13 protein-coding genes are annotated in these 12,120 nt (G+C 60.1%); 9 read left to right on the top strand and 4 right to left on the bottom strand.

The features are described from left to right. Positions 1–4: 4 nt before the first annotated feature. Both IVB18_RS16395 and IVB18_RS16390 read left to right on the top strand, forming a co-directional pair. The gene (locus tag IVB18_RS16395) at positions 5–286 is read left to right on the top strand and encodes a helix-turn-helix domain-containing protein (protein WP_247983521.1); all 282 of its coding nucleotides are present in this window, start codon (positions 5–7) and stop codon (positions 284–286) included. 661 nt (positions 287–947) lie between these two features. Further along, complete coding sequence (locus IVB18_RS16390; protein WP_247990072.1) at positions 948–1,193, top strand: helix-turn-helix transcriptional regulator; 246 nt, start codon at positions 948–950, stop codon at positions 1,191–1,193. Positions 1,194–1,452: 259 nt separating this feature from the next. Here IVB18_RS16390 and IVB18_RS16385 read toward each other — a convergent pair whose 3' ends face one another. Next, a complete protein-coding gene (locus tag IVB18_RS16385; RefSeq protein WP_247990071.1) occupies positions 1,453–1,785 on the bottom strand; it encodes a hypothetical protein in 333 nt (110 codons plus the stop codon). Between the two features lie 809 nt (positions 1,786–2,594). Here IVB18_RS16385 and IVB18_RS16380 point away from each other — a divergent pair. Together IVB18_RS16380 and IVB18_RS16375 are read left to right on the top strand one after the other, a co-directional pair. Beyond that, positions 2,595–2,822, top strand: coding sequence for a recombinase family protein (locus tag IVB18_RS16380; protein WP_346732668.1), 228 nt, complete (start codon positions 2,595–2,597; stop codon positions 2,820–2,822). A gap of 131 nt (positions 2,823–2,953) precedes the next feature. Beyond that, entirely contained in the window at positions 2,954–4,297 is a 1,344-nt protein-coding gene (locus IVB18_RS16375) for an IS1182 family transposase (RefSeq protein WP_247985020.1), read from the top strand. A 950-nt stretch (positions 4,298–5,247) separates the two neighbouring features. Here the strand turns inward: IVB18_RS16375 and IVB18_RS16370 are convergent. Then, complete coding sequence (locus IVB18_RS16370) at positions 5,248–6,075, bottom strand: HAD family hydrolase (protein WP_346732640.1); 828 nt, start codon at positions 6,073–6,075, stop codon at positions 5,248–5,250. 132 nt (positions 6,076–6,207) lie between these two features. Between IVB18_RS16370 and IVB18_RS16365 the strand changes: the two genes are divergently transcribed. Genes IVB18_RS16365 through IVB18_RS16350 form a run of 4 tightly spaced genes read left to right on the top strand, consistent with a single transcriptional unit; the run spans position 6,208 to position 9,047 of the window. Then, positions 6,208–7,068 carry a YqaJ viral recombinase family protein gene (locus IVB18_RS16365; protein WP_247990070.1) on the top strand — a complete coding sequence of 287 codons (861 nt, stop codon included), beginning with the start codon at positions 6,208–6,210 and terminating at the stop codon, positions 7,066–7,068. Further along, positions 7,052–8,239 carry an ERF family protein gene (locus tag IVB18_RS16360; protein WP_247990069.1) on the top strand — a complete coding sequence of 396 codons (1,188 nt, stop codon included), beginning with the start codon at positions 7,052–7,054 and terminating at the stop codon, positions 8,237–8,239. The genes IVB18_RS16365 and IVB18_RS16360 overlap by 17 nt, the downstream gene beginning before the upstream one ends. Beyond that, positions 8,239–8,889 (top strand): hypothetical protein, encoded by a 651-nt coding sequence (locus IVB18_RS16355; RefSeq protein ID WP_247990068.1) that lies wholly within the window; start codon positions 8,239–8,241, stop codon positions 8,887–8,889. The genes IVB18_RS16360 and IVB18_RS16355 overlap by 1 nt, the downstream gene beginning before the upstream one ends. After that, the gene (locus tag IVB18_RS16350; RefSeq protein WP_247990067.1) at positions 8,886–9,047 is read left to right on the top strand and encodes a hypothetical protein; all 162 of its coding nucleotides are present in this window, start codon (positions 8,886–8,888) and stop codon (positions 9,045–9,047) included. Before IVB18_RS16355 ends, IVB18_RS16350 begins: the two co-directional genes overlap by 4 nt. A gap of 229 nt (positions 9,048–9,276) precedes the next feature. On the opposite strand, the gene IVB18_RS16345 is transcribed toward IVB18_RS16350, so the two are convergent. Together IVB18_RS16345 and gmd are read right to left on the bottom strand one after the other, a co-directional pair. Further along, positions 9,277–10,251: a GDP-L-fucose synthase gene (locus tag IVB18_RS16345; protein ID WP_276581218.1), complete on the bottom strand. Its 975-nt coding sequence runs from the start codon at positions 10,249–10,251 to the stop codon at positions 9,277–9,279. Further along, the gene (gene gmd / locus IVB18_RS16340; RefSeq protein ID WP_247990066.1) at positions 10,232–11,302 is read right to left on the bottom strand and encodes a GDP-mannose 4,6-dehydratase; all 1,071 of its coding nucleotides are present in this window, start codon (positions 11,300–11,302) and stop codon (positions 10,232–10,234) included. The genes IVB18_RS16345 and gmd overlap by 20 nt, the downstream gene beginning before the upstream one ends. Before the next feature lie 308 nt (positions 11,303–11,610). On the opposite strand from gmd, the gene IVB18_RS16335 reads away from it, so the two are divergent. Continuing rightward, positions 11,611–12,120, top strand: coding sequence for an HAD family hydrolase (locus tag IVB18_RS16335; RefSeq protein ID WP_247990065.1), 510 nt, complete (start codon positions 11,611–11,613; stop codon positions 12,118–12,120).

Raw genomic sequence — 12,120 nt, 5'->3', positions numbered from 1 at the left:
AGCGATGAGTCAAAAATCAGGCACGCACTTCACGGAGAAGCAGGGACACTACCTGGCCTTTATCTACACCTACGCGCACATGTTCGGACGCCCACCCGCCGAAACCGACATGCAGCGCCATTTCCGCGTCAGCCCGCCTTCGGTCCACCAGATGATCGTCACCCTCGAACGAAACGGTTTCATTCGCCGTCAACCTGGCGTCCCCAGAAGCATCGAAATCCTCGTGCCGCCGGAAAGCTTGCCGATCCTCGAATGGCTCGGTATCAAAACGTCAAAATCACTGTGATGAACCACTAGTTCGTCGGCGCCTCCAACAAACTCGAAGCAGGATTTGCCGAGCTGCCGATGCAGCGGCCGCTCGGCCTTTTCGCCCCTGCTGTTGGCCCGTGAATGCCGACTGACCCGCGAGCCCAGCGCGGGCAATCGAACTCCGGGCGGACCGCCGAACCAGAGATAGCGCTCAACCTCCAACGTGCAGCGGTCGACCTCAAGCCAAACCACGCAACCGCTCGGCTTCTCCGAAAGCCTGGTGCACACGCTGACCTCCCGCACCGTAGAACCCACAATGCTGGATTTGAGCTGCACGTGACGGATTATCCCGCCCGCCTCCAATACGAGGTCGTATCCTCCCCGGTCGACCTCGCCCTTCAACACCTCGAGATCATGGCGTCCGGCCCGCCAGCGCGCTGCCGTGAGCTGCCAGAGCAAGAAATGAGACAGCGCCTGTTCGCGGAGGCTCGAAGCCTCGGAATGTGGAGCCGCCTGGGAGCCCATTCGCTGTATCTGAATCATAGCATGCCAGTGCGCTCGGTTCGCGGCGGAAGTCCAGCGCGAACCTCCCGCCTCCAGACCAGCATCGCAACCGGCGGTTAATATTATCCTTTTTTGGGATAATCCGCTTCCAGGATCAGATTGACGGCCGCCGAATCGAGACGCGCCCGGCGGCCATGGAAAAATCTCTCAAATCCGCCGACTATGCCCGCCTCATCGCGCTTCTTGTCGCAACGCGACATAAGGCCGGCATCCGACAGCAGGCGCTCGCCAAGAAGCTCGGCAAACCGCAGTCCTTCATAGCCAAATTCGAAGGCGGGGAACGCCGTCTCGACGTGATTGAATTCATCACCATCGCGGAGGCGATGGGTGTCGATCCGGTCAAGCTGTTTCGGCGGCTCGTGCAAGCCAAGACAAAATAGCTGGTGGACATGCTTCTCGTGCGCCCGCTCAACAAGCTGCGCATCACTGCGAAACCAGCGCCACGTCGCCAAACGTGACTGCCATCGCCGCCCTCGCGCGAACCCAGCCCGAGGCAGATAGACCGATTGTGCTGCCGCGCTAGCGGCCCTCGGCCAACGTGCCACCGGCGGCCGTTCGGGTCCGTTTATGGCCCCTTTTCGGCCTGAGGCGATGCCCGGTTTGAGTCTGCTACGCCGGATACCGGCGGGTCCGACAACGTTAGCGCTTCGCTGCGTTGCCGGCTAGTTCCATCGCTAGATCAAGAGCTGCAACCCCAATTTGATCTGAAGAATTGGATTTGCAGCGCCGGTCCATCCAAGCAACAATCGCGGTGAAATCGCCGCCGCCAACAATTTCTCTGTCACCACTGACATTGAGCCCGCTGATGAAGCCCATGACCCAGGATTCAAAGGCTCCCTTCACGACAGGGTTCTTGTTTCTGTTCGTCCAGGCGGTGCAAGACTGAGAGCCGGCGCCGACGATCGTTGATCCAGCGTTCGGGCTCGTTATCGGCAGAAGTAGTATCACCACAATAGCGAGCACTTGTTTCATCTTTTTCTCGAACCGAAAACGGCTACTTCCAACGAGGCAATATCTGACAATCGCTTATGTCAGCTTGGACGCTGCCCGGCAAAGAAGCCGCTCAGCCTTTGCAAGGCAGGGGCGAATTTGACCTGAAAGATCCGCGTTAGGCAGGCGACCACCGTTGGGATAACTCTAATGGGACGGACGGCCAACGCGCTGCTCGCATCTTCGAGCGGATCACTGATCTTGAGTTCGAGCTGACCGCACGTGACTTCGCATCCGCAAGCCGCAACTAGCTTTCTCGCGTCTTCGACGGTGCTACTTCCACGTAGCGGGCATGTAGGGTGATGTAGCGCTTGGACCCATCCAGCAGAACTTGGACTTGGCTGGCGGTCGAACCTTGGCCAATAACAATGCCGCGCCGACCGCCTAGGCGAGGCCCTGCTGAAGCTGTCACAACAATCCGACGACCTCGCGCCAGCCCGTCCTTGACTACTGATAGGTCTGCTGAGCTCGGCAATTTGCCGTACGTACTGCGCGGCATAGCTTATCACTAGCCCATAGTAGCTCTGAGAAAAAGGGGGCTCCAGGACGTTGACGAAGCACGCACAAATTTGCGCGTTTGCGCGCCCTCACCACATTCTCGGAACTTGCGGCCCTTTCGATTTGCCGAAACCACTTGCCCCGTCGGGCAAAACAGGAGCTTATAGGGTGCTGGTCCTGCGAAGTTGAAGGAGCAGCCGGATGGCAGAGGAAGTCCAAGCGCCTAGCGAGCTGTCGAAGATCGCCCAGCTCAATGGCGACTTCAGACGAAATTACGGCCTTCTCCTCGGCGCATTTTTACGGACCACCAGCGATACTCGACGCAAAACCAGGCGGCTGCCATAGCCGTTTATGCCGCGCAGCACGATCTGATCATTATTCGCACCTACGCGGACGAGGGTCGGAGCGGTCTTCGCATTCACCGCCGCGAAGGGTTGATCGAGCTGATAGACGACGTCCGCAGCGGCCGGGCGGAGTTTGATCATATCCTGGTTTACGACGTCAGTCGCTGGGGAAGATAACCGCCCAAAGCAGTCTTCAAGACTTGAACGCCTTGCTCCCGCAAGGCGTGTGGCCCTTTTCGGTCCTAGGAGCCTGTCCGAGTAATCGGATTTTTCTCGACGAAGCACAAGCGTCGTGATTCAAACGGCGGATGAGCAAGACATTTCGTCCTTGGGACGTTGATCAGGTTTGGCTGCTGCCGCCGTCGGTCCAGGATTTGGTGCCTCCCGGGCACGTGGCCCACTTTGTTCGCGACACGGTTCGCACGGGTTTGGACCTGTCGGCGATCATGGATGCCTACGACGAGGAGCGCGGCTTTCCGCCCTATCATCCTGGCATGATGGTGGCGCTGCTGCTTTATGCTTACAGCCAGGGGATCTACTCGTCGCGCAGGATCGCTCGGGGCTGCGAGGAGCGGCTGGATTTTGCGGCAGTAACGGGGATGCAGCGTCCGGACTTCCGCACGATCAGCGAGTTCCGCAAGCGCCATCTGGCCGCGCTATCGGGCCTGTTCCGGCAGGTCTTGAAGCTGTGCCGCGAGGCCGGCCTTGTGAAGCTTGGCCATGTGGCGCTCGATGGCACCAAGATCAAGGCCAATGCCGGGATCAACAAGGCGATGAGCTATGGCCGGATGAAAGAGGCCGAACCGAGGCTTGCTGCCGAAGTCCAACGCTGGTTCGCCGAAGCCGCTCAGACCGACAAGGCCGAGGACCGCCAGTTCGGAGCCTTGAAGCGCGGCGACGAGATGCCGGACTGGATGGCCAATAAAGAGAAGCGGCTCGAGAAGATCCGGGCCGCCAAGGCCGCGCTGGAAGCCGAAGCCAAGGCTGCTGCCGAAACCAAAGCCGCCTCGAAGCCGGACGACGACGGCTCCGGCGACGGCGGCAGGGGCCGGCCGGGACGCAAGTCCAAGCCTGTCACGGCAGAGCCGAGCGACAAGGCGCAACGCAACTTCACCGATCCCGACAGCCGCGTGATGCCGACCAAAAACGGCTTCATCCAGGGCTACAACGCACAGGCCGCCGTCGATGGCGCCCATCAGATCATCGTGGCGCACACGCTGACCAACTCGCCGAGCGATCAGGCGCAACTCGCACCCTTGCTCGATGCCATCAAAGCCAATCTCGGGACGAACCCGGATGAAGCATCGGCCGATGCGGGCTATTGCTCGCAAGCCAATCTTCGCACGCTCGTTCGACGCCGGATCGAGGGCTACGTCGCCACTGGACGGCAAAAGCACGGCACCAAGGCGGCCACGGCAAAAAGGAAGCTCAAATCCGGCACGCTGATCGCCAGAATGAGCACAAAGCTCAAGCGCGCAGGCTATCGAAGCCGGTATCGATTGCGAAAACAGATCGTCGAGCCCGTCTTCGGCCAGATCAAGCAGGCAAGAGGCTTCCGCCAGTTCCTCCTGCGCGGCATCGACAAGGTCAAAGCCGAATGGGCCATGATCTGCACCGCCCACAACCTCACAAAACTCGCAGCAGCACGCTAAGGAGAAACTTGTCTCCAAAAAAACGCTCAGAACTCGATTCGCTTGATCCCAAGTCCATTACCGGGACAGGCTCCTAGTGCAATGTTCGTTTCTGCGCCGCTGTTTGGGATTAAGCGAACATCGCGGACTTATGAGTACACGCCTTGGCCGGCTCGCAAAGTTTGTCACCGCACATTCGGCTTTCTATGCAGTTGCACATGGCCGACCGGCGGACGCTTGTACGGTCGCTCGCCCCACCGAAAGCCGGCGCAAGTCGCTAAGGCTCCTATCTCAAATCGGAATCGGACCAGCGAGGGACCTTTTCGGCGGGCCAGGATCGACGCCAGTTCTGTCGCACCATCGCGTAGAGCACGAAAAGGCCGATCGTGATGGCCAAAGCCAGCAGCGGGAAGATGAAGTTCGTGTAGCCTCCACGGCTTCGAAGATACTAACAGTGCTGCCACAGGTCGAGCCATTTAGCCCGCGCAATGACCCGCTGCGATCGGTCCCTACCCACTTTGTGGTCCTCATCCGTTGCACCGCCTCACGCGCTTGAGGCCGCGTCGCTGCCGCGAAAGGGCAGCCTTCTCGTACCGCTCCAGCCCCGACAGTTCTCTCATTTGCGTTCGGTCAGCACCCTCAATCACGGCCATGATCAGATGTAGCCTAAGAGCGCGGAGGCGATCCTGTCGATTCCTGGCTTGAGCAAGATCTTGAAGTGCGACTTCCATTGACACGCCGTTGAGTTCCTCCGCAAGGGCTGTATCGAACCCGGCCGAAGCAGAACCAGCGGCTTCGTTCCAACAAGATAAACCATGCCGATAGGCGTTGCGGCTTGATGCTGCTTTACCAGCGCTTGTTTGCGGGCCAGTACTCTTCGCTGCGTTTGCCCGATTGGCTTTGATTTGTTGCTTTGACGTCAACTTGCCCCTTGGTTTCATTGGTTGAGCAAACGTTCCGCAAAATCGACATCAATCCTCCGTCCCGCACGGCCCCTGTGCAACCCTGGTCGGTGCGGGGACATCGGGGGACCGATCTGTCAACAGTGGCGCGATGAACGCATGGAGGTTCGATCCATCAAACAGATAAGCTGAGATGCCCGCTGCGTGGGCCGCAGCCAGATCGCTCTGCTTGTCGCCGATCATGAAGCTAGCGGCAACATCCACCGGATACCGCTCGAGCAATGCTTTGATCAGCCCGGGTTGCGGCTTGCGGCAGCTGCAGAGGACACGGTATCGCGCAATCAAACCATCGGGATGATGGGGGCAAAATTCGAACGCATCGATATGCGCACCAACAATAGCAAGCTCACGCGACATCCATTGGTGCAGATTGAGAACGTGCTGCTCCTCGTAAAATCCTCTGGCGATTCCTGATTGGTTGGTCACGACAAACGCGAAATAGCCAGCATTATTGACTGCCTTGACGGCCTGCTGAGCTCCTTCCACCCAACGGATCTTATTCGGATCGAAAGCATAGCCATCATCCTCATTGAGGACACCATCGCGATCAAAAAACTGCCGGACGCATAAAGTCCTACTACCCAAGTTGAACCGAAACACACTCCATATCTTCCGACAATCATCGTTTCTTTTCAATACGCAGCGCGTTGCGGCAGGATCGTACTTTGCCTCCGCGCCGTCTTGCCTACCTTGATGCCCGCTGTTCCGATTGGCTTCGTTTTGTCGCTTTGATGCCGATTTAAAGTTCCTTCTCCTTTGCCCTGAAAGCGGCGGGCAATCGGCGCCACTTTCATCGCTAAAAGCGAGCAATAATCTTGCTGCAGAAAGGACTGGCATTCGTGCGCAATTGGAGCGTTACTGATTCCAGCAGGCGCTAATCCTGATCCCAGCGCCAGTATCTCGCCTCGCGCACGCGGGGCTTCAGGCAGTGCGGCAAGTAATGCCGCTTTGCTTGCGTAGGAGATACCGGTGACAACGGTTCAAACAAACGGCGCCGATGCGCCCAATCACATCATCAAGTTCAACGCGCACGACCGCCGCCATTTTATCGGCGGCTCGGATGCCCGCATCATCATGGGTGATGATCAGGACAACCTCACCCGCCTCTGGCAAGAAAAACGCGGCGAGGTCGCGCCAGAAGACCTTTCGGACAATCTCATCGTCCAGCTCGGCACGATCACGGAGGTCCTGAATCGCGCCTGGTATCAACGTTCAACCGGACAAACGATTGCTGATATCCAGAAGCGCGTTCGTCATCCCGTGCACAAATGTATGGCGGCGACGCTCGATGGCATGGTCGAGCAGACCGGCGCGGTGTTCGAGGCCAAGTTCATGCTGCCATGGGCGTTCACGGAAGAGGCCGCTGCCGAGAAGCACATGGCGCAGCTCCAGCATAACATGTGGGTGGTCGCCGCTCGGTCGTCCGTCCTCTCGATCATCACCGGTGGCGGCAAATGGGTCGAGATCAAGATTCACGCCGACCCGCTCTATCAGCATCTGCTCCTCACCGCCGAGAAGAAGTTCTGGCGCTGCGTCCAGAGCGGCGAGCCGCCTCTGCTCTTCAACATCGAAACGCCGCGACCAAGGCTGGAGGCCGTCAAGGTCGTGGACATGGCATCGTCCAATGCCTGGGCCGAGTTCGCTGCAACCTATCTCCGCACCAAGGACGCCTACGGGGAGCACGAGCTTGCCAAGGCTGAGTTGAAAAAGCTCATGCCCGAGGATGCCAAGGAGGCAATCGGCCACGGAATCAAGGCCAAGCGCTCCAAGTCGGGCGCCATCAGCTTTGACGCTCTCGCGTGGGAGGCCTCCGATGCATCAGTCCAGTGAGCGGATCGGGGCGATAGCGGGCGCCCTCGCTCGGGCGCAGGCCGAGCTTACCAACCCGGAAAAAACTCTGACGGCGGTGATCCGGTCCCCCTTCCCGCGGGAGGACGACCGGACCTTCCGCTATGCCTCCTTGGCCTCCGGCCTGGACATCGTCCGCAAGACGCTGAGCCAGCAGGAGATCGCCACCGTCCAGACCACGCGGATCGATTCCAGTAGCGGCCAGGTGCATCTCACAACCCTGCTGGCCCATGCCTCCGGCGAATGGATTTCGTCCGATTGGCCGGTCTGCGCCGCAAAGGAGGTCGAGGCCCCGCATCGCATGGGCGCCTCCTTGACCTATGCCCGCCGCTACGCCCTGTTCGCTCTCGTTGGCATTGCCGGTGAGGACGACCTCGACGCCCCCGATGCGATCGCCGGACCGCCCGCCGCCCCCGAGCCGCAGATGGCTGCGGGCTCAAAGGGAAAGCCCGCCAAAGCCGTCTTGAACCGACCGGCGGTCCTGAAGCCTCAGCAATCCGCTGAGCTGCGGGATCGCCTCCTAGCCGAGCTGGCGGCCTTAAGGGATAGCGACAACCTCTTGGCCTGGGCCAAAGCCAGCCTTCCCCTCAAGAACACGCTGCTGGAGGCCGACGCCCGCGCCCTGGAGGCGGCCTATCAGATGAGGCTCGAGGAGGTGGCTCGGCCTGAGACCGAAGCCGATATGCCGCCATCCGAGGCTGGGCACACACTGGGACAGGGACCGGTGCAAGAGCCCTCGGGACCCCAAGCCGTTAGCCCAAGCCCCGACGGGCCGGCGGATCAGAGCGGACTGGGCCTCGCCTTCCCCAAGGAGCCTCCGCGCAAGCGAAGCAAGGCCCACCTTGCTTTTGTCCGCGAACAGCCTTGCCTGGTCTGCAAGCAGGCTCCCTCCGACGCCCATCACCTCAAGTTCGCCCAGCCGCGAACGCTCGGGCGCAAGGTCAGCGACGAATTCACCGTCCCGTTATGCCGTTCTCACCACCAGGCTCTCCACCGGCATGGCAACGAAAAGGCATGGTGGATGGATATGCAGATATCGCCCTTGCCTGTTGCCAACGAGTTATGGGCGACGAGTCCCATTCATGACCCCGCCAAGCCAAACATCGCCACTTATGATGCTTCATCGCAGGCCCGGCTGGAGGCCACAAGCTAATGAACGGCCCCTTCAGCAACGCCCCGCCGCCAGCCGCACCCGCTATTCCGGTCGAATTCCAGGCATTGTGTCCTGCTCCTCAACTCCTGCCCGGAGAAAGCATCGACCACTATCGCGCGCTCCAGGCCGCAATCTTCCAAGACATAGCGCCGCAATCGGCTATCGAGTGGCTGCTTGCCATTGATGTTGCGGAGCTGTCCTGGGAGCTCCAGCGCTACCGCATTTTGCGGCACAAGCTGCTGGAATCCTATCGTCAAAAAGCAATAGAGATGACGCTTCGTCGGATCGATGTCGCCGGCATCGCGCCAAGCTTCAAAGAAGACGGTGAACGCTACACCATTCAGAACGCGCTCGATTGGCGCCTCGATCCTATTGCGGCGGACGAAATCGAAGCGCGTCTCGCATCATACGGCTTCGATCAGCACGCCGTTAGCCTGGAGGTTTACGTGCAGGCGCGTGAGATCTTCGCGCTATTCGAGACATTGATGAACGCGGCGCAGCTTAGACGACTGTTCTTGCTCAAGGAGATCAACAACCGCCGCCGAATGCAGGACCTGCCCAACTTTATTCCGGGCCAACCGAGGATCCGATCGAGAGCGGGGCAAATTTCGCTGCTGCGGAGCCAAGCCGGCGAGGCCTCCCGATCATGAAGATGGAGACCATCGAACCTGCTATTCAAGGCTGCCTCTGCGAGATTCACACAAAGCTTAAAGAGGCGGAAAAACTTGCCAGGGCTGCCCATGCTTGTGCAGACGCCGGCAGCATCGCGGAAGCAATTCAAATCTCAATGGACGAGCAGCTCGTCTGAGGTCGGGCGACTCCATGATGCCGCCTGTCTGCTGGCTCGGATTGCCTTAGCGTGGGAGGATAAAACTCGCTTGAGCTTGCGCTGCTGGCGAACGAATAGCGAGTCTCTGCTCAATGCCCTCTCGTCAATTTGATAAGCCCCCCTGAGTCGATCAACTCGGAATTGGAAAGCTCCTGTATCGCTCGCGCGGACCACAGGTACAAGCACCTGATCCGATCTGCGCCACCTTTCAATGGGACTCTTGAGCAGCAACAGCCGACAAGGATTCATTGGACAAATAGGCTTCGTAGGCTCGCCGGATTCCGTCCTCGAGCGAAGTCTGCGCGCGCCAGCCGAGCTTGGCGAGACGGCTGACGTCGAGCAGCTTGCGCGGTGTTCCATCGGGACGCGACGTGTCGAAGGTGATCTCGCCGCCGTAACCGACGACCTCTGCCACGACCCGCGCGAACTCGGCGATGGTGATGTCCTCGCCGGTGCCGATATTGATCAGCTCCGTGCTCGAATAGGTCTTCATCAGGTGCACGCAGGCATCCGCCATATCATCGACATAGAGGAACTCGCGCCGCGGAGTGCCGGTACCCCAGACCGCGACGCTGCTCGCACCTGCGACCTTGGCCTCATGGAAGCGACGGATCAGGGCGGCGACCACATGGCTCAATTCGGGATGATAATTGTCGCCGGGGCCGTAGAGATTGGTGGGCATGACGCTGATGAAGTCGCACCCGTACTGGCTGCGATAGGCCTCCGCCATCTTGATGCCGGCGATCTTGGCAATCGCATAGGGCTCGTTGGTCGGCTCCAGCGGGCCGGTCAGCACGGAGTCCTCGCGCAAGGGCTGCGCCGCCAGCTTCGGATAGATGCAGGACGAGCCCAGAAACATCAGCTTTTCGGCGCCGCTCTGATGCGCGGTGTGGATCACATTCGCCGCGATCGCGATATTCTGGTAGATGAACTCTGCGCGCAGCGTGTTGTTGGCGACGATGCCACCGACCTTGGCGGCAGCGAGGAAGACGACTTGCGGCCGCATCTTCGCGAACCAGTCGAAGACGGCGGCCTGGTTGCAGAGATCGACCTCGCGCCGGTCCACCGTGACGAGCTTGACGTCCTCCCGCGCGAGGCGGCGCACCAGCGCGCTGCCGACCATGCCGCGATGTCCGGCGACGTAGACGGTCTTGCCTGTCAGCTCAAACGGTGCGTTTGCCACCGGCCGCGTCCCGTTTTGCCTCCGCCAGATCGCTCGCCACCATTTCCTCGACGAGCTGGGCAAAGGTCCGCTTCGGCGTCCAGCCGAGCACCTGCCGCGCCTTGCTGGCATCACCGACGAGCAAATCGACCTCGGTCGGGCGGAAGTAGCTCGGATCGATCCGCACCACGGTCTTGCCGCTCTTGGCATCGACGCCGGTCTCGTCGACGCCCTCGCCGCGCCACTCGATGCGGCGACCGACCTGCGCGAACGACAGCTCGACCATCTCTCGCACCGAGCGCATCTCGCCGGTGGCGAGCACGAAGTCGTCGGGCTTGTCGGCCTGCAGGATCTTGTGCATGCCTTCGACATAGTCCTTGGCATGACCCCAGTCGCGCTTGGCCTCGAGGTTGCCGAGATAGAGCGTCTTCTCCAGACCGACCTCGATACGGGCGACCCCGCGCGTAATCTTGCGGGTCACAAAAGTCTCGCCGCGGATCGGGCTCTCATGGTTGAACAGGATGCCGTTGCTCGCGAACATGCCGTAGGCTTCGCGGTAGTTCACCGTGATCCAGTAGCCGTAGAGTTTTGCCACGCCATAAGGCGAGCGCGGATAGAACGGCGTGGTCTCCTTCTGCGGGATCTGCTGGACGAGACCGTAAAGCTCGGAGGTCGAGGCCTGGTAGAACCGCGTCTCCTTCTCCATGCCGAGGATGCGGATCGCCTCGAGCAGCCGCAGCACGCCGATGGCGTCGGCATTGGCGGTGTATTCCGGGCTTTCGAAGCTGACGGCGACGTGGCTCTGGGCGGCGAGATTGTAGATCTCGGTCGGCCGGATCTGCTGGACCAGGCGGATCAGATTGGTTGAGTCCGTCATGTCGCCGTAATGCATCAGGAACGGCACGTCGCCGACATGCGGGTCCTGGTAGAGATGATCGACACGGGCCGTGTTGAACGAGGACGAGCGCCGCTTGAGGCCATGCACGACATAGCCCAGCGACAACAGGTATTCGGCGAGATAGGCGCCGTCCTGGCCGGTGATGCCGGTGATCAGAGCGACCGGTTTACTCATTCTCTGCCTTGTTCCCACAATATGTGAAAATCGGCCGCGACGCCGATAAAGTGCCACGTAAACGTGGCCTTGCGATCCTTCTTGGACATATCAAGAGTTTCTGGTCAACCCCCTGGCGCAGGACGGACGCCCGGGGGCCGCAATACGCGTCCCACGGGGTCGGCCCCGGCAACGACCGCGCTACGATCCAATCGAGATAGCTGGCCGTTCTGGAACATGTTAGTGGTGAACTCGGAACTCGCGACCTTCAAAAGACCACGACGACGGCCGGAATGACCAGAGATCAAGAAAATACGGCCACTGGCCAAATGCTGCGCCCGGCAGTTTTTTTCGACCGTGACGGCGTTCTGAATGTTGACGACGAGTATGCGTACGAGATCGACAAATTCGTCTGGATCGACGGCGCGATCGAAGCCGTGAAGGCGGTCAACGATGCCGGATATTTCGCCTTTGTCATAACCAACCAATCGGGCGTGGCCAGGGGCTTCTTTGATGAGACCGACCTGCATATTCTGCACGATTGGATGGTCGGCCAGTTGGCCGGCCACGGCGCACGGATTGATGCTTTCGAATACTGCCCGTTTCATCCGGACGGAGTGGTCGAACGCTATCGGCGTACAAGCGACCGCCGGAAACCACAACCCGGCATGATCATCGATCTTCTGAACAGATTTCCCGTCGACGTCGCCAAAAGCTTCGTCGTCGGCGACAAGGCGTCCGATATCGACGCAGCGCGCGCCGCGGGATTGTCCGGCTATCTTTTTCAGGGTGGAAATCTGCGGGACTTCATCACGCCGCTGCTCGTGCGGAACGGGTAG

The sequence above is a fragment of the Bradyrhizobium sp. 186 genome, assembly GCF_023101685.1.
Lineage (GTDB): Bacteria > Pseudomonadota > Alphaproteobacteria > Rhizobiales > Xanthobacteraceae > Bradyrhizobium.
Note: the sequence above shows the minus strand (reverse complement) of the source record. Positions and strands in the feature narration are given on the sequence as shown.